The 16,373-nt window shown below is 42.5% G+C and carries 19 protein-coding genes; 13 read left to right on the plus strand and 6 right to left on the minus strand.

What is annotated here, in order from left to right:
- The first annotated feature begins 26 nt into the window (after positions 1-26).
- The 4 genes from ACDJ59_RS03075 (at position 27) to ACDJ59_RS03090 (ending at position 4,126) form a co-directional block, all read left to right on the plus strand.
- The gene (locus tag ACDJ59_RS03075) at positions 27-2,684 is read left to right on the plus strand and encodes an endo-beta-N-acetylglucosaminidase (RefSeq protein WP_413407595.1); all 2,658 of its coding nucleotides are present in this window, start codon (positions 27-29) and stop codon (positions 2,682-2,684) included.
- Positions 2,685-2,942: 258 nt separating this feature from the next.
- A complete protein-coding gene (locus ACDJ59_RS03080) occupies positions 2,943-3,113 on the plus strand; it encodes a hypothetical protein (protein ID WP_413407596.1) in 171 nt (56 codons plus the stop codon).
- A gap of 41 nt (positions 3,114-3,154) precedes the next feature.
- A complete protein-coding gene (locus ACDJ59_RS03085; RefSeq protein ID WP_413407597.1) occupies positions 3,155-3,286 on the plus strand; it encodes a hypothetical protein in 132 nt (43 codons plus the stop codon).
- A gap of 12 nt (positions 3,287-3,298) precedes the next feature.
- Positions 3,299-4,126, plus strand: a complete 828-nt coding sequence (locus ACDJ59_RS03090; protein WP_413407598.1) for a sugar phosphate isomerase/epimerase family protein — start codon at positions 3,299-3,301, stop codon at positions 4,124-4,126.
- Positions 4,127-4,196: 70 nt separating this feature from the next.
- Here ACDJ59_RS03090 and ACDJ59_RS03095 read toward each other — a convergent pair whose 3' ends face one another.
- Positions 4,197-5,075 carry an SDR family NAD(P)-dependent oxidoreductase gene (locus ACDJ59_RS03095; RefSeq protein ID WP_413407599.1) on the minus strand — a complete coding sequence of 293 codons (879 nt, stop codon included), beginning with the start codon at positions 5,073-5,075 and terminating at the stop codon, positions 4,197-4,199.
- Positions 5,076-5,211: 136 nt separating this feature from the next.
- On the opposite strand from ACDJ59_RS03095, the gene ACDJ59_RS03100 reads away from it, so the two are divergent.
- The 4 genes from ACDJ59_RS03100 to ACDJ59_RS03115 all read left to right on the plus strand — a co-directional run bounded on the left by ACDJ59_RS03100 (position 5,212) and on the right by ACDJ59_RS03115 (position 7,743).
- Positions 5,212-5,685: a MarR family winged helix-turn-helix transcriptional regulator gene (locus ACDJ59_RS03100; protein ID WP_413407600.1), complete on the plus strand. Its 474-nt coding sequence runs from the start codon at positions 5,212-5,214 to the stop codon at positions 5,683-5,685.
- A gap of 3 nt (positions 5,686-5,688) precedes the next feature.
- Positions 5,689-6,636 (plus strand): helix-turn-helix transcriptional regulator, encoded by a 948-nt coding sequence (locus tag ACDJ59_RS03105; protein WP_413407601.1) that lies wholly within the window; start codon positions 5,689-5,691, stop codon positions 6,634-6,636.
- Positions 6,637-6,703: 67 nt separating this feature from the next.
- The gene (locus tag ACDJ59_RS03110; protein WP_413407602.1) at positions 6,704-7,240 is read left to right on the plus strand and encodes a DinB family protein; all 537 of its coding nucleotides are present in this window, start codon (positions 6,704-6,706) and stop codon (positions 7,238-7,240) included.
- A gap of 26 nt (positions 7,241-7,266) precedes the next feature.
- Positions 7,267-7,743 (plus strand): EVE domain-containing protein, encoded by a 477-nt coding sequence (locus ACDJ59_RS03115; RefSeq protein WP_413407603.1) that lies wholly within the window; start codon positions 7,267-7,269, stop codon positions 7,741-7,743.
- A 42-nt stretch (positions 7,744-7,785) separates the two neighbouring features.
- Here the strand turns inward: ACDJ59_RS03115 and yidD are convergent, their stop codons facing one another.
- Positions 7,786-8,292, minus strand: coding sequence for a membrane protein insertion efficiency factor YidD (gene yidD, locus ACDJ59_RS03120; RefSeq protein ID WP_413407605.1), 507 nt, complete (start codon positions 8,290-8,292; stop codon positions 7,786-7,788).
- A gap of 16 nt (positions 8,293-8,308) precedes the next feature.
- On the minus strand, positions 8,309-8,530 hold the full coding sequence (locus tag ACDJ59_RS03125; protein ID WP_036617217.1) for a hypothetical protein: 222 nt from the start codon (positions 8,528-8,530) through the stop codon (positions 8,309-8,311).
- A 265-nt stretch (positions 8,531-8,795) separates the two neighbouring features.
- Between ACDJ59_RS03125 and ACDJ59_RS03130 the strand changes: the two genes are divergently transcribed.
- Together ACDJ59_RS03130 and ACDJ59_RS03135 are read left to right on the plus strand one after the other, a co-directional pair.
- A complete protein-coding gene (locus tag ACDJ59_RS03130) occupies positions 8,796-9,389 on the plus strand; it encodes a YdeI/OmpD-associated family protein (protein ID WP_413407606.1) in 594 nt (197 codons plus the stop codon).
- A 121-nt stretch (positions 9,390-9,510) separates the two neighbouring features.
- Positions 9,511-9,768 (plus strand): type II toxin-antitoxin system HicB family antitoxin, encoded by a 258-nt coding sequence (locus ACDJ59_RS03135; RefSeq protein ID WP_413407608.1) that lies wholly within the window; start codon positions 9,511-9,513, stop codon positions 9,766-9,768.
- Between the two features lie 155 nt (positions 9,769-9,923).
- Here the strand turns inward: ACDJ59_RS03135 and ACDJ59_RS03140 are convergent, their stop codons facing one another.
- The 3 genes from ACDJ59_RS03140 to ACDJ59_RS03150 form a co-directional block, all read right to left on the minus strand.
- Complete coding sequence (locus ACDJ59_RS03140; RefSeq protein WP_413407609.1) at positions 9,924-10,670, minus strand: amidohydrolase family protein; 747 nt, start codon at positions 10,668-10,670, stop codon at positions 9,924-9,926.
- Positions 10,664-11,119, minus strand: a complete 456-nt coding sequence (locus ACDJ59_RS03145) for an amidohydrolase family protein (RefSeq protein WP_413407610.1) — start codon at positions 11,117-11,119, stop codon at positions 10,664-10,666. The genes ACDJ59_RS03140 and ACDJ59_RS03145 overlap by 7 nt, the downstream gene beginning before the upstream one ends.
- Before the next feature lie 344 nt (positions 11,120-11,463).
- Positions 11,464-12,075, minus strand: a complete 612-nt coding sequence (locus ACDJ59_RS03150; RefSeq protein WP_413407611.1) for a TetR/AcrR family transcriptional regulator — start codon at positions 12,073-12,075, stop codon at positions 11,464-11,466.
- A 1,033-nt stretch (positions 12,076-13,108) separates the two neighbouring features.
- On the opposite strand from ACDJ59_RS03150, the gene ACDJ59_RS03155 reads away from it, so the two are divergent.
- From ACDJ59_RS03155 to ACDJ59_RS03165, 3 genes are read left to right on the plus strand one after another with little or no spacing between them, the layout of a single operon-like run.
- The gene (locus ACDJ59_RS03155) at positions 13,109-13,543 is read left to right on the plus strand and encodes a TIR domain-containing protein (protein ID WP_413407612.1); all 435 of its coding nucleotides are present in this window, start codon (positions 13,109-13,111) and stop codon (positions 13,541-13,543) included.
- A gap of 33 nt (positions 13,544-13,576) precedes the next feature.
- The gene (locus ACDJ59_RS03160) at positions 13,577-15,112 is read left to right on the plus strand and encodes a TIGR02677 family protein (RefSeq protein WP_413407613.1); all 1,536 of its coding nucleotides are present in this window, start codon (positions 13,577-13,579) and stop codon (positions 15,110-15,112) included.
- A 30-nt stretch (positions 15,113-15,142) separates the two neighbouring features.
- Positions 15,143-16,372: a TIGR02678 family protein gene (locus tag ACDJ59_RS03165; RefSeq protein WP_413407615.1), complete on the plus strand. Its 1,230-nt coding sequence runs from the start codon at positions 15,143-15,145 to the stop codon at positions 16,370-16,372.
- Position 16,373: the final 1 nt, after the last annotated feature.

Here is a 16,373-nt window from a genome sequence, read left to right on the forward strand (position 1 = left end):
GCCAAAAATGGATTGGAGGGTATGGCATGAAAAAACTTGGTGCGAGTCTCCTATTTGTAATATTGGTATGCGCTGCTCTTTCCTCGGCGGCCTTGGCAAAACAACCTTATTCATCCTATTGGCTGCCTGAGCAATTGCTTAACTGGAATCCAGCTTCCGACCCGGATGCGGCCTTCAACCGGAGCAACATTCCGCTTCAGAGCCGATTCACGGGAGAGGCAGTTAACCCGAACGCAACGAAAGATCCCAAAGTCATGGCCTTGTCTGCATTGAATAAGGGAACCAGCGGTGTTCCATCACAGGGCTCGGATATATTTTCCGCAAATACGTTCTCTTACTGGCAGTATGTCGACAAGCTCGTATATTGGGGTGGATCGGCGGGAGAAGGTATTATTGTGCCGCCAAGCGCCGACACGATTGATGCGGCACACCGGAACGGAGTGCCAATCATGGGCACAGTCTTCTTTCCGCCATCCGTATACGGTGGCAAATATGAGTGGGTGAAGCAAATGCTTCAACAGAACAGCGACGGCTCCTTTCCGGCTGCGGATAAACTGATTGAGGTAGCGGAGTACTACGGTTTTGACGGCTGGTTTATCAATCAGGAGACTGAAGGCGGAACAGCCGCTGACGCGCAGTTAATGAAGGCATTCCTCCGTTATCTTCAGGATCATAAGCCCGCGGGTATGGAGATCATCTGGTATGATTCCATGACAAAGGAAGGCAATATTTCATGGCAAAATGCGCTGACGGACCGGAATACGATGTTCCTGCAGGATAACGGGAGCAAGGTATCAGACAGCATGTTCCTGAATTTCTGGTGGAATGATCTTGGCAGTTCTGCGGCAAAAGCCAGAAGTCTGGGCAGATCGCCATTTGAACTGTTTGCGGGCATCGATGTGGAAGCTAAAGGATACGATACCAGTCTGAAATGGAATTTGCTGTTTCCTGAGGAGAAACCGGCTGTGACTTCCCTCGGCATTTACCGGCCGGATTGGTCGTTCAACAGCGCGGAGAGCGTGACCGATTTCTTTGCCCGTGAAAATAAATTCTGGGTAGGACAGAACGGCAACCCGGCCAATACGGCGACAAGCCAGGCCTGGAAAGGAATTGCGAACAATGTAGTTGAATCATCGCCGGTGGACCAACTGCCATTCACGACCAATTTCAACACGGGCAGTGGCGAGAAATTCTATGTGGATGGCACGCAGGTGCGGGAGACCGGATGGAATAACCGCAGTTTGCAGGATGTGCTTCCGACATGGCGCTGGCTGACAGAGAGTAAGGGTAAAGCACTTACGCCGTCCCTGGATTGGTCGGATGCCTATTATGGGGGCAGTTCCCTTAAGGTAGCGGGTACGCTAAGTTCGGCAAATGCCACCCATCTGAAGCTGTATCAAACCGATCTGAAGATTGAGCCAGCTACCAAGCTGTCGATCACGCACAAAACGCAGAACAAGCCAAGCATGAAGGTTGGTCTGGCTTTTGCAGACCGTCCTGATCAGTTCGTCTTTTTGGATGTAAAAGACAAAAAGGCATCGGGTTGGACGACAGACATCTTGAATCTGACGCCTTACAAAGGAAAGCGGATTGTGGCATTGTCTTTGTATTTTGACAGTAAGGAAATCATATCGGATTATGACATCCATATTGGTCAGATATCCATCCAGAACAATGCTAATCCAGTGAAGCCACTGGAAGCAGTTCAAGCATTGAATGTCATCCAATCCGATTTCCGCGGCGGTATTTATGGTGATGCAAGGTTGCAATGGACCGCGTTGGACGAGGAAGTTCAACAATATGAGATTTACCGTATACTGCCCGACGGCAAAGAGACTTGGGTGGGTGCGACAGCCAATAACGTGTTCTATGTGCCTGAGATGAAGAGAATCAACGCGGAGCAGGCGACTGTACTGAAAGTCGTGGCAGTGAATGCAAAATATGAGCACGGCCAGGCTGCCAGCGTGACGATCCAGTGGCCGGCGTATCCGAGGCCGGAAGCAGGATTCAAGGCGGATAAAACGCTGATCACACCTGGCCAGCAAGTGCATTTCACTGATCTCTCTTCCGAGGTGACGGAAGGCTGGTCGTGGACTTTTGATAATGGCAGTCCGGCTGTCAGCACGGAGCAAAATCCAGTGGTAACGTATGACAAGGAAGGCACGTACAATGTGACGCTTACAGCTACCAACAGTTCGGGGCAGGATACGGTGACGAAGGAGTCGCTGATTACCGTCAGCAAGGCTGCTTCTGGAATCCAAAATGTCGCTCTGGGCAAAAAGGCGACAGCTGACCACGCCTGTGGATCCGCGGAAGGTGCAGAGAAGGCGATCGATGGCAAGGTGACTGGCAACAGCAAGTGGTGCGCACTGGGTAACCAGCCGCATTGGCTGCAAGTTGATCTTGGCAAAGAACATCAGATCAGTGGTTTTGTCATCAAACATGCGGAGAGCGGTGGGGAGTGGTCTGGTTTTAATACAAGCGACTATTCGATCCAGGTCAGTGCTGATGGCGTGAATTGGTCAGATGTAGTTCATATACAGGGGAATACCGCGGCCGAAACCTCGGATGCAATTGCACTGGTCAAGGCTCGTTATGTGAAGCTGAATGTGCTGAAACCGACGCAGGGCGGCGATACGGCAGCCCGAATCTATGAGTTTGAGGTTTATGGAGTGCGGCCGTAATTTGCGGTTGAGAAGTGACAAGTGTAGCTGTGAAATTGGCAAAAAGGAACCATGCGGCCAATCCGGTTTCAATGACGGCTGCCTATCCTTAAAGTAGCCGTTCGTCTAACGGGTGTACCGCATTGTATCAGACTACGACTGAATAGGATGGATTGAATATGAGGCTCACAGATTATCGGATCTTGTGAGTCTTTTTACGTTTATGCTGGATTCGCTTACAAAGGTTTTAAAATCGTTGTTTTAGATAAAAAATCGGTTTTGCAATCAAAGACAAATGCGAATGAAAAGTCTTATATTGTAGTTAAAAAGAGTGGGGTTGACTATACGCTTCATGGCGGAGAAGATAAAGTAAAAGAAAAGGTAGATGCCATAACGAATGGAGCAGGTGTAGTGAATGGCGCTTCCCGGTTGAGCCGAACGAATTCGTGAAGCATTCCCTGGTGAGAAATTCAAACATTGTGTTTGAACTGATGTTAAAGAACAAGCTGCATATCGAGCCATTGATCAGTCATGTGATGAAGCCGTATCAAGCGCAAGAAGCATATGAGGGACTGAGATTGAATAAAGACCAGTATAATGGAGTACTGTTTGACTGGTCCTAGGAGGAAATTGGGATGATTAGAGGGTTAACAAGTGCAGGCTTAGGGAACATCGAGTCCAATGAACAATATATTACGAATGCTGCAAAATACGGATTTCAGTCTGTAGATTTGAATCCGCTCTCATTCATTGAAGAAGTTGGCAAGGAACAGGCTATCCACTTGTTGGAAAGCAATCAGGTGATCATCGGTTCATCCGGTCTGACCGTGGACTGGAGAACCACAGATGAACAGTTTCGTGAAGGACTTCAATCGCTGGTTCAAATGGCAGAAGCCTCCGCTTCGTTGAACTGTTACAGCTGTTGCACCTATATTTTACCTTCCACGGATCAGCCAGCAGCAGCATTTATGGCGGCAGCTACCAAACGATTGAGATTGTGTGCAGATATTATGGACGCCTATGGAATTCGACTAGGCCTGGAGTTTGTGGGTTGCCATCATCTGCGCACTCAATGGAAGAATCCATTTATTTGGAGTGTGGAGGATACGCTTGACTGGATCGAGACAATCCATGCTCCGAATGTAGGTTTATTGGTGGATTCCTATCACTGGCATACGAATGGTCTACCGATGGAAGATCTGTTAAAGCTGAAGAAAGAACAGGTTGTTCATGTTCACATTAATGATGCTTATGATTTGCCAATCGAGGAATTGAAGGATGGAGAACGCTTGTACCCCGGCGAAGGGGTCATTGATCTGGGTGGATTTCTGAGAAATCTGCAAGCGATTGGCTACAATGGCGTTGTGGCTCAGGAAGTACTGGCTCCAGCGCCGACCCTAAGTTCGAGTGAACTGTTCGCTAAGACGAAAGCAGGTTTTGACAAGGTATTTGCAGCAATCTAAGTTACTGAAAAAAAGAGGGGGTGTTCCTAGCTGTGTTTGTGGCTTATGGAGCACCCCTGTTCTTGTTCAATTAATCCAGTACGCCGTGATCTTTCATCAGTTGTGTCGTAAAGATCCACAGTCTGTTTTGCATGGCCTCATCTCCGCCAGGATGCATAGGAACAATAGATGCTCCAGTTCCCACATTGAAATATCCTCCCGATACCTCGCCATACTTCGATTCCACAGCCAAACGAGTAATGATATCAGCACCCCGGCGCGGGTCGCCAATGTGCAAAAAGGTTAAAATGTGTTCAAGCACACTTGCAAACCATAGCTCTCGTCCAAGACCCGTAACATTAAAGCCAGGATTCAAGGCATTTACGCAAATTCCGGTTCCACACCATTGTCTGGCTAGTTCACCAGTAAACATAATATTAAGCAGTTTGGTTTTGCCGTAGATTGGAGAGGATCCACGTGCAGTAAAAGGAGTGATATCCGTTAAGTCATCTGGCAATACCAGAGTGCCGTGATTCCGCGAAGCTTCAGATGCAACATTGACGACACGGGCATGGCCCGACTGAATCAGGGAAGATTGCAATGTGTGCGTTAACAGCCAAGGTGCCAAATAGTTGACGGCAATCATCTCGGCATATCCTTCGGACGTGACTCTCTGTTCAAAAGCATGAAGTCCGGCATTATTCAAAAGTACGTCTATACACGGATAAGCGGCTGCAATCTCAAGCCCAACACGTTTTACATCACTCAGTAAGGACAAGTCTCCATAGAAAAATTCAATTTTGGCAGAAGGTATGATTTCCTTGATTTTGTACCTGGTAGCATCTGCACGTTCCTTGCTTCGGGCTGTGAGTATAAGATGTGCCCCGCGTTTGGCGAGTTCCATGGCTGCAAGCTGCCCTAAACCGCTTGTTGCTCCGGTAATTACAATAATGGGATGTTTAGTTCTCATGAGAAGATCTCCTTTTGACACGAATAGATTCGAAATTATATAATGGACATAAATCAACTATAAATATTAATTGATATTTGTCAACTATATTTCAAGAAGTCTACTTTCATGTATCTGGGAGAGGGAGTTAACAATAATGAGTGAAAATCCAGTCAAAACCAAAGATAGAGCAGCCCTGGAGCTAGCGCTGGGTGAGCAGATTCATGCACTGATCAGTGCATCGCATGCGCTTAACGTTCGGTCTGCCGAGCGTTTTGATGCGAACCTACAACCTGCCGCTTTTCAACTGGTACGGTGGCTCTACTCCTACGGCCCAACAAGCGCCGCGGCTTTGGCAGAAGCGAATGCAATGGACCGCAGCTCGGTCAGCAGATTAATCAAACAACTCGAAAAGTCGGGATATGTTAGCAAAGAGCAAGACCCCAAGGATCGGCGCGGGGTATTACTGTCTCTTACGGAACTTGGTCAACAATCGACGGTTGCTGCGCTCAAGGAGAAGGAGTCAGCTTTTTATAACCGTATTTCCAGATGGGATGATAAGGAACTGGAGCGTTTCACCGCCATGCTCAGGCAGTTTAACGGATTGGATGATGAAACGGTGGAGGCTTAGAAAATGAACAAAACGGAGCGGCAGCTTGCGATTACGCTTGAATTGCAGAGAAGAAAGATGCTACGAGCAGAAGATTTAGCTGCTCAATTTGAGACAAGTGTACGTACGATATATCGAGATATTCAGGCATTAAGTGAGGCTGGTGTTCCAATTATGGGAGCTCCGGGTCATGGGTATTCCCTCATGGAAGGATATTTTCTGCCCCCGGTAAGCTTCACCGCAGAAGAAGCCGTATCCCTGCTCATGGGAGCTGATTTTATCGAACAGAGATTGGATACAGAATACGCGATGGAGGCTAAGTCGGCTCAACGCAAAATTGAAGCGATTTTACCTGAATCCGTTCGTGACAAATCCACACGTGTACGGGAAACGATGAGACTGCTTCATACGGTGGAACCATTAACCCGAGCACGGGTGAAAACATACCTTAACCAGATTCGTAATGCCATTCTGGATCAACGTAAAATCAGCTTTATGTACCTGAAAAAAATGCCAGGAACGGATGGAAATCGGTATAATATGCGTGAGGTTTCACCCTACGGACTCTCACTGGTTCAGGAGAATTGGATGTTAATTGCACGTTGTGATATGCGACAAGACATTCGTCATTTTCGTTTGTCACGCATGACTGAACTTTCCGTGCTGGAGGATCAGTTCCTTTTGCCGCCGGATTTTGATCTAAACAGTTATCGACCTCCTGACGACCGTAACGAACAAGTATTAATCAGAGCAAAACCTGAAATTGCTGACAAAGTTATGGAGGCCCTGCATTTTTATATGGATGCATTTGAGGAGCAAGAGGAAGGTGTCATTTTTCATTTTCGTGTCCGCTACCCGGAAGAAATATTGCATTATTTACTTGGCTGGGGTGGAGATATCGAGGTCTTGGAGCCGAAGTCTTTACGCTTCCGAATGCAGGAAGTAGCCAAAAACATCTTAAAACACTACTGACATACACCTGTCAGTAGTGTTTTTTTATACTTGGGTATATCACTGATCAAGAGGAGTGGGTTGAAGGGTGAAAAGTACAACGGAAGTATTGAAATCATTTGAAACGGCTGTAGAACGATATTTGGCAGAACTGAACAAATTGGATATGGGGAGCTTACATAAAAAACAGAGTGAAGAGGAATGGTCCATTGGACAGATGTATGTACATTTGATTCAATCAGCGCTTTTCTTGCATCTGCATAATATTGAGCAGTGTTTGAGCAGCAAGGATTCAACGTTAAGCTCGGGTGAGGAAAAAACAGAACTGGGTAGGCAAGTGTTCGAATTAGGACAATTCCCTCCCGTTCCAATTAAGGTTCCTGCTTCCCCGCAGTATACCCCGCAACCACCCGAGAGCATGGAGTCCTTGATCGATGGGCTTCACAAGGTCGTGGACCGGATGAGAAGCACGGCATCTGTTCTACACCAAGCATCCGTAAACAACAAAATACATCATCCAAGGCTTGGCGCTCTAAACGCTCAGGAGTGGTTTTTGTTGATAGAGATGCACTACAGACATCATTTTTTGCAATTAGACCGATTGAAATCGAATCTGGAAATGTAAATGAGAGAAGGGAATGGGATGTATCCATGAAACCAAATCAGGACAGCAGATATTGGGTTGGCGTTGTATCTGCTTCTCATGTAAATGTAGCCGTAGAGGGAGGGTTTGCGCAGCTGTGCCATGGCAAGTCAGCACTTTTGCGACAGATGTCCGCGGGTGACTGGATGATATACTACTCTCCACGTACAGACATATCAACAGGGCAACCACTTCAGGCTTTTACCGCTATTGGTCAAATTACCGATGATAGGATATACCAATATCAGATGTCGGAATCCTTTGTACCCTTTCGCCGAGATCTCCGTTATCTTCCGTGTCGAGAAGTAAAGATCGCAACGTTGTTAGACCAACTCAGTTTTACACGCGGAAATCGTAATTGGGGGTTTCCATTTCGTAAAGGTCACTTTGAAATTGGGGCTGAAGACTTCAGGATGATAGCTTCCTCCATGTTGGAAGATGAGACACAGTCACTACTGGATATTATCTTAAGCCAGAGATGTTAACCAAACCAAAAGGCCCATAGATTGTCTATGGACCTTTTGGCTTTATGGATAATCATATCCTCCACCGTTGATATTACATTTGCGAAGACGCTGGATGCCCAAGGAAAGACCTTTAATCGCCCCGTATTTCTCAATAGCTTGAATCATATACACAGAACAGCTTGGTTCAAAACGACATTTGTTCCTCACTTCAATGGGGGCAAAACGTTGATAAATTCTAATACTCCATTTCAGGATCACTCTAACACGTCGTAGAACTATGAATAACATACTTGCTATGAAAACAATCTGGGCACTTAGCAAAGCATATACTGGAATGAATGGATTCAAGAGATAGAAACATATCATAGAGATGATTAGACCTGCGAATAATGCAAGTGTAACGTTAAGCAAAGACTTCAACCAATCGATTTCTGGAATAACATGAGTTCTTATATAGAAACTGCTTCGAGGATCGTTTTCTTCATGATGTGTATGTAAGAGTCTAATAAGTTCTTCTTCGGATGGCATGTTATTAAATATCAGTTCCTCAGATTCTGAGTTTCTCATGATTGTTGTACGATTATTAAATCTCTCTGTAGAAAATCAGCATATAATGATGCGTTGTAACGGGTTGTTGGAGACAACCAGGCTTCTCAGTGACGGATAGCGACTCCATAGATTGATAGGTCCATCCAGATTGTGCTTTGTGATTAATGATATCCGCAAATAAATTAACAGCAGCCTGAGTATCACCTCGGTTTACTTGAACATTTTTTGGACCTGGAACAACTGTGTACTCTCTCATTTAAATCATCCTTTCGTATGTTGGAATTATGGCAATAGACATTCCATTATTTTACTATGGGTATAGTGAACTGTCGATTGAAACTTATTAGAAGAGATTGGATTAAACTAAATTGGACTAAACTATAGGCCATCTAATATGGTCTTTGTTGTTATTAAGGTTTAAATTCACTTGGAAAAGTCAATAAAAGCTCTGTAAGCAACGCTGTACAATCCCTTGAAAACCAGTACAATTGAAACCATGAGATAAAGAGAGGTATTTCTCCATGACGGATACAAGTGGGAATCGCAAAGTTGACGGCTATCTAAAGAAACTCAAAACGTGGAAGGAAGAGTCCACAAAGCTGAGAGAGATTATTCGGGATTTTGAACTGACAGAGGATATGAAGTGGATGCATCCTTGTTACATGCTGGATGGGAAAAACATCGTTTTAATCCATGGATTCAAAGAGTACGTGGCGATCCTGTTCTTCAAAGGTGCTCTGCTGAAGGATACACACGGCATTTTGGTCCAGCAAATGGAGAATGTACAGGCGGAACGCCAGCTTCGCTTCACCAGTCTGGAGCAGATTGTGGAGCAGGAGGCTATGATCAAAGCCTATATCCAGCAAGCGATTGAAGTAGAACAGGCCGGACTGCAAGTAGAAATGAAAAAAACTGCCGAATATAGCGTTCCCGAGGAACTTCAGCAGCAATTCGATGAGAATCCTGCTTTCCAGGCCGCATTTGAAGCACTGACACCCGGACGTCAGCGGGCATATCTCTATTATTTCTCACAACCGAAGCAATCCAAAACAAAAGTGTCACGAATCGAGAAGTACATGCAGCCGATCCTGGAGGGCAAGGGATTGAATGATTAATCTTATAACAATATATTTGAGGGAAATTAAGAGTGAAAACGAGTTGAAAGCCTTTCAGATATAATCCGAAAGGCTTTTTGCTGTTTTTGCTAAGAGTTCAGATAACAGGAGAGTGTCCCATATGATTCGAACTTACCAATACTACGCAATTTTTAATTTTGCTGAGGATGGAATTAATGTTACATTTCCTGATCTGCCCGGATGTATCACCTGTGGCGATTCAGTTGAAGAAGCATTATTGATGGCGAAAGAAGCACTTGAATTATTTTTGGATGGAGAACCTGTTGAAGATATTCCGCCACCTCAAAGGATAATGCCTGAATTATTGAACTCTAGAGATAAAGCGTATTTAATTGAAGCAAATATTACGTACTATTGATGAACTCTATGTTTACATATCTGAATTCACCAAACTGAGTTTAGAACATCGTCGACTTCTTTGATTCTTGTGACAGATGGTGCTTGAATTAGATTTCCTTTGACCATGACCATAGAGATGTCTGATATGGCCTCAATATGTTCCAGCGGATTTTGCTATATGATAATCAGATCAGCATGTTTTCCGATATCGACCGTTCCTGTAACATCGTCAACACCGAGGATCTTTGCATTGGTTCGAGTCACCATGTCGATGACCTGTTTGTTGTTCAGGTTGGCCTGTCTCATGTAATGGTCCATCTCTCTCCACATATCATAGTGAGTTACGTAAGGCATGGCGGCATCAGTGCCGATACCAATGGTGATGTCGTTTTCGATCGCTTGTTTGACACCTTTGAGCATGGAATCGTAGACGAGTCTGGAGTTCTCTTTTACCGTTGCACTTAACTTCGTTACGTTGGTATCCAGTGAAGCGGATGGATAAGCGGCTTGCAGGGTGGGGAAGAGCGCGGTGTAGCCATTCAGGGCATTGGGATTATTTCTGTACAAACGAATGATTTCGTCGTCCATCTCCGAACCGTGCTCGATGGTATCGACGCCACCCTGTAATGCAACCCGTACGCCTTCCGTGCTTTCCACATGAGCTGCCACCCGCCGGCCAATCTTATGCGCTTCATCGCAGATCGCCGCAATTTCCTCCACCGTCATCTGCAAACGGCCAGCTTCGCCGACCATTTTCGCATCCGTCACGCCGCCCGTCACACAGATTTTGATCAGATCGACACCGTGTTTCACATTGATGCGTACATTTTTTCGTGCTTCCCACGGGGAATCACCCACCAGAGCGAGGAATGGAGCACCATGTCCGCCCGTGACACTTAGGAAAAATCCGGATACTAGCAAATTGGGACCGACAAAGTCACCGTTGTTAATCTCATCCCGTAGCTTTGGACATCGGTGTAAAAGAATTCACCCACACTGCGCATCGTTGTAACACCCGCATGGAGAGCAGTCAGCGCGTTGCGTTTCATGCGTTTTTTCAAAACGTTTCTGCCAAACTTCGTGTTCAATATCCGATCATAGGCAAACTGCAACAATCCTTCACTGACCGAGAGACTGAACGGTTTACCATCTGCAAAGAGGTGCACGTGGGCATTGATCAGTCCTGGCATCACGTATTTCCCTGAGAGGTCGATTGTTGTGTAGTGACTAGGAATATTCAGAGCATGATCTCGGCCGATATCCTGGATAAGTCCTTGTTCATTGACGAGAATGGTCATGTTTTTTTGCAGATTACGGTTCAGATCACCGTGGATCAGATGGACGTTTTTCAATGCGTAAGCGGTGTTCATGTTGTGTTCCTCCTTAGAATGTGGATGGGATTATATAAGTTGAAAGAGGGTATATACACTTGCCACTCCGATGACAGAACAACCTTCGGATCGCTGTTATCCCCAGATTTTTTTGACATCCTCTTATTAGGGGGAAATCCGGTGATAAAGGCGAACGCTTCGCTTCCTCTGGTTATTTCTGTCCTCTCCGTTGTCGTGTAAATGTAGGTTCAACTTAAATAGTTTGGTAAATGGTAAATATCCAACCCAAAAATGAATTATTAATTCATTTTTGCGTGCAAACCATGTGAAGTTGATCTGATCTGCACGCTTTGTCTAACCGGTGTAAATGATGAGAAGGAGCGTTATTGGTTGAGACTCTTCATACCGTACAGTCTGTATACATACAACGCTTCGAAAATTTGCTTCCGGCTGTCCTCACTCATATCCCGCTTCAATAGATCCAGGTTCATGTCGATTACATTGTGCGCGAGAATGTTCAGCAAGATCAAATTCTCCTCGGTGCCAATCTCATACCGTTTATATTGATTCTTCAGATAGGCCTTCTTGGTTTCGATCATCAGCTCGACAAGCTCGTTCTTGGCGTTGGTGTAAATCGTACCTTTATTCTTTTCGAAGATAATGACGATCTGATTCCGGTACTTCCGCAACACATCCACCTGTTCTTGCAACAGCGCCGACTTTCGCTCGCTATCCGTTTCCTCGAACAAGGTCTGATTATCGAAGTGAATCGTCTCCACTAGCACATTTTTCAAATAATCTACCAGATCCGGCGGCACGACGGCGTAGAATAGTTCTTTCTTGTTCTTAAAATAAGTATAGATATTGCCCACGGAAATTTTGATCTCATCCGCGATATCTCTCATCTTGGCATCCACATAGCCTTTTTCAAAAAAGACTTTGAGCGCCGCGTATTCAATCTCTTTCCTGACTTCGTCTTTCTTGGCTTGCACCATCTGAAACGACTCCTTAATAGTGAATGGTTGGTTCGTTATTAGGTTAGGCTTGTTTTGGAGATTTATTTAATGAATAGGAATACATATTAATAGTTGATGGGTTGGGGATTAAAAATACAGGTAAATGAAAATAAGTACATTTATATTATGGAGGTAAACTTTGCAAAAATACAATTAAATTTAGTAAAACTAAATGAAATAGTAACTATCTTATTCATGAGTGAATTGTGTCAACAAGGTCCTTTCGTGGATTGGTACTCTTATTCTAAATATTAGTTATAAATAAATAAATAAATAGTAATAATTCAAATTAGTGTTTGTTTGCACTAATATATTCACATGGTTATTAGTATTTTAAGTTGAAAAGTAAAATAAATTTTTCTGGATTTTCTACTCAAAAAGTAGGTGGGAATCAAAGGTTAGCGGGTTTTAATCCTTTTCTCAAAGAATTGCAGAAGAAATGGAAAGGCATAGGTAATCTCTTCTCTCCATTTGTTATACGTGAGACGGCTTATATTAATCTCTTTAATGATTTGAACAGTGCTCTTTTCCGTCATATAAATTAAACAGATTAGCTTGAGCTTTTTTTCGGGATAGTAAGTATTCTGAAAAATATTTGGCATATATACGTTTGAAAAGGACTGTCCGCAGTCATTACACGATGATCGTTTCTGTAATCTTCCATTTTTCTTAGTGTTACTACTACGACATTGAGGACAATTAATGGGTATGGATTTGGTAGGGATTATACTTATTTTCTCATCAATTTGTTTTAAAAGTAACGAAGTGTTTTTACGTAATTCTTGTAGCTTTTTTTTTGAACTGCAAGTTTCTAAATATATATGTTGCTCTTTGTAATTAAACACTATTTTTCCTCCTTGTATTGTATATTCGAAGATTTAACATTCTTTTGATTTTTTTATAGCCATATTAAATTTATACTACAAAATCCTTTAAAGAGAAATACTAGAAAAGCAAAAGAAATGACTGTAAAATGTTTTTACGGAATAATTTTGGAGGGAGATTCCTTAAAATGGTGAAAATATTTCTAGGAAGCGCGGATAACCCAAGCGCACTCGACGATTTAAGAAAGATAGCAGCGCTTATTGAGCATGTGGGACATTTTGTTATCCCATGGAACTCCCCTGGTGTTTTTCCACTCGGAAAACATATGAGTGATAGTCTGGATAACATCTGCAAACAAGTAGATGCCGCAATTCTTATTTTTGGTGAGGAACATCAAGTTTTATTTGGTAATGAGTTTAGCTTACATCCTAAACCTAATCTCCTTTACGAATATGGATTATTCAAAGGGTATTTAGGGCTGGAACGTACTATTATTTGTAGAAGAGGTTCATCTTCAATTCCATCCGATCTGGCTGGAGTCATATACTGTAATCTTGACAAGGAATTTAAGGCAGAAAGGGAGCTACTTGCGTGGCTAAGGTTGTTGAGTCCTAAGAACTAAATAGATGTATAATTCTGACAACTTGGAGGGAGTATGGATAAAATACCCAGTATGCAATCACTACGAGGCATAACTGAACTAAAATATGTAAATGCGGATAATGTTACACGCTATCGGGCAATAATGCGCTATATATATCAACAGTATCAGAAATTAAATTATTGGCTTAAACCGGAACAAATTCATGAAGCTTTGATGGAGTGGGATTTACTCAAGAATTATACTCTTGAGCAATGCCAACTAGATCTTACTCAGTTAGCAGAGTGGGGAAATTTAACTGCACAGCATGATGGGGAACGCGCAGTTACTGTAGAAGAGTATCTTCGTAAAAAATTTCGTTACTTACTTACTCCATATTCTATTGAAATTGAAAGAATGCTCGAAAGTTTGGAAACCATTCGAGGTTATGGTGGTTCCTTGGAACCTACTCTATTTGATACGATTGCAAATACGTTGTTCAAAATTAGAAACAATGCTGGTGAGTATGAACAAGGAACGGCTTTAGAATACTGGAAATCCCTATTTGGTGCATTTCAAACTTTACATGAAGCATCTGTGGATTATATTGCAAGTCTTCAAACAGGAATGGCTGAAGATTTAATGGCCACGGATTCTTTTTTATTATATAAAGACTCGATTACTCATTATTTACAAGATTTTATACAAGCTCTTCAAAGACGCTCTTATAAAATTGAGGGTAACTTAAGTCAGATAACAATTGGGGTTCGTGATTTGTTTTTAAATGAAGTTCTTAATGATGAATGGAGAATTCCAAAGTTAGAACAACTAGTCACTAAATCTGAATATATGGATGGGCTCTTGGAGAAGTGGAGTAGTTTAGTGAGATGGTTTATTGGCGACGATAACTCAATTAGTGACTCATTTTTACTTGAGCGTGCTACAAAAGAAGCTATAGTTAAGGTCGTTCGAAGTGCAGTTCGAATTCAAGAAAGGAAACGTTCTATTGTCAGTAGAAAAAAAGATTTAGACTATTTAGGAAAATGCTTTTACAGAATTTCAGACCTTGATAATGCACATAAATTATCCGCTAATGTTTTTGGACTCTTTTCTGCTCGTCATCTACAAGGAGAGGATTTGCGGGAGTCAGATAGTAAAGAATTATCTATGTGGAAGGAGGCACCGATTCCACGAAAAATTCGTTCGCGTAGCAGAAAAAGAAGTGAAAGACAAGGTATATTAGCTGCTATTAATAACAGTAAATTAAAAGAACAATTTAGAGAAGCATATGTAATCCGTCAAAAGCATGAACTGGAGTTTTTGATCCGTATGGTTAACTCTGAAGAAATTTCTATTTCAGAATTTGAACCTGTTAAGGAATCGACAAGGCTTCAAATGTTAGGATGGATTAGTCGATGTAATGCTTCCTCCACTTACTCATTTCAAAATTCAGAAGGAATAAGAATAGAGTTAGGTCAACCTCCTGACAATAAACGCGCTCTACTACAGTGTGAAGATGGAACGCTTGAGCTCTTAGACTATCGACTCAAATTTGTGGTGGTTAATCGTAAAGCTTGGATGGATCAGGTGGCTTGGTTCAATGAGTTGTAATCAGAAAATGCGGCTACGGAGGAAGCGTGTATGGTAAAGATTAAAGTAGGCAAGCTCAGTGCCAGAAGACAAAGGATGAATCGTCCAGATCGCAATGAAATTCTTGAAAGAAAACAAATATGTATGAATGCTCTATTGAATCGTCCATGGGTTGATAAGGAAAAGAATGCTGAAATCTATTATTGGATAAAAGAACAATACTTCGAAATTAGGGATTGGTTTATGGAATACACAGGATATACTCTCATAATGAACAGGAATTTTGCTAAATTAAATAAATTTCCAGAGAAGTCTTTCCCGTGGATGGGTTTTCAAGAGTTTCGTGAACCATTAGATTATGCACTATTTACTTATAGTTTATGGTATTTAGAGAGCAAAATTGAAGGCGAACAGTTTCTGTTGACCCAATTAGTTATTGATATTAGACAATACATGGTGGAACAAGAAATGAATGTGGACTGGGGAAACTACTATCATCGTCTATCCATGGCTAGGGCATTAAAGAAATTAAAAAATTTGAATGTTATTCGTGCTGTAGACGGTGAAGAAGCAAATTGGGCATCAAACCATGAATATCACGATGTGCTGTATGAATCTACTCTTTACTCACGGTACATCTTAAGAAATTTTAATGCAGAACTTTCGAGTTATATCCATATAGATAAATTTAACGATACAAAGACGACTTATAGTAATGAAACTGCTGGAGTAGATGTCCGAAATAGGCATGAACTATATCGTCGGATTTTACTTGAGCCAATACTTCTTAATTACCAGTGGAGCGGGGATCCAATATATCTAAAACAAGAGTTGAATTTACTAATAAGAAATATTGGGGAAATGTTTGGTTGGCAAGGAAGCCGATATAGAGAAGGAATTTTTCTGTTTGAAAGCAACACTATTACTGAATCGGAAGTATTTCCAACACAGCTTGCTTTATCAGATTTAGCTATGCTTGTATGTGGAGAAGTAAGAAAAATGGTTATCAATTCAGAATCAAATTTAGAGGTAGATATAAATGGATTGTTGACACTAACAAAAAATGAAATAGAGCGTATTCTTATTCGTTTGAAGTCTTCCTTCTCAGAGTTTTGGACTAATGAACATAAAAAGAAGAATTCATCAGAATTAGCCGAGCAAATATGTAACCATTTAGCAGAATGGGGATTTGGATACTGGGAGGATCATATTTTTTTTGTATTGAATGGAGCGGCAGGAAGATGGGAAGTTGAATATGGTTTAGCAGAGCAGGATGACTAGG

The organism is Paenibacillus amylolyticus (assembly GCF_047302515.1).
In the GTDB taxonomy this organism is placed as follows: domain Bacteria; phylum Bacillota; class Bacilli; order Paenibacillales; family Paenibacillaceae; genus Paenibacillus; species Paenibacillus amylolyticus_G.

Coding starts and splice junctions, on each gene's coding strand:
- ACDJ59_RS03075 (WP_413407595.1), top strand. CDS start 27: ATGAAAAAACTTGGTGCGAGTCTCCTATTTGTAATATTGGTATGCGCT.
- ACDJ59_RS03085 (WP_413407597.1), top strand. CDS start 3,155: ATGTTAAAGAACAAGCTGCATATCGAGCCATTGATCAGTCATGTGATG.
- ACDJ59_RS03090 (WP_413407598.1), top strand. CDS start 3,299: ATGATTAGAGGGTTAACAAGTGCAGGCTTAGGGAACATCGAGTCCAAT.
- ACDJ59_RS03095 (WP_413407599.1), bottom strand. CDS start 5,075: ATGAGAACTAAACATCCCATTATTGTAATTACCGGAGCAACAAGCGGT.
- ACDJ59_RS03100 (WP_413407600.1), top strand. CDS start 5,212: ATGAGTGAAAATCCAGTCAAAACCAAAGATAGAGCAGCCCTGGAGCTA.
- ACDJ59_RS03105 (WP_413407601.1), top strand. CDS start 5,689: ATGAACAAAACGGAGCGGCAGCTTGCGATTACGCTTGAATTGCAGAGA.
- ACDJ59_RS03115 (WP_413407603.1), top strand. CDS start 7,267: ATGAAACCAAATCAGGACAGCAGATATTGGGTTGGCGTTGTATCTGCT.
- yidD (WP_413407605.1), bottom strand. CDS start 8,292: ATGAGAAACTCAGAATCTGAGGAACTGATATTTAATAACATGCCATCC.
- ACDJ59_RS03125 (WP_036617217.1), bottom strand. CDS start 8,530: ATGAGAGAGTACACAGTTGTTCCAGGTCCAAAAAATGTTCAAGTAAAC.
- ACDJ59_RS03130 (WP_413407606.1), top strand. CDS start 8,796: ATGACGGATACAAGTGGGAATCGCAAAGTTGACGGCTATCTAAAGAAA.
- ACDJ59_RS03135 (WP_413407608.1), top strand. CDS start 9,511: ATGATTCGAACTTACCAATACTACGCAATTTTTAATTTTGCTGAGGAT.
- ACDJ59_RS03145 (WP_413407610.1), bottom strand. CDS start 11,119: ATGAACACCGCTTACGCATTGAAAAACGTCCATCTGATCCACGGTGAT.
- ACDJ59_RS03150 (WP_413407611.1), bottom strand. CDS start 12,075: ATGGTGCAAGCCAAGAAAGACGAAGTCAGGAAAGAGATTGAATACGCG.
- ACDJ59_RS03155 (WP_413407612.1), top strand. CDS start 13,109: ATGGTGAAAATATTTCTAGGAAGCGCGGATAACCCAAGCGCACTCGAC.
- ACDJ59_RS03160 (WP_413407613.1), top strand. CDS start 13,577: ATGGATAAAATACCCAGTATGCAATCACTACGAGGCATAACTGAACTA.
- ACDJ59_RS03165 (WP_413407615.1), top strand. CDS start 15,143: ATGGTAAAGATTAAAGTAGGCAAGCTCAGTGCCAGAAGACAAAGGATG.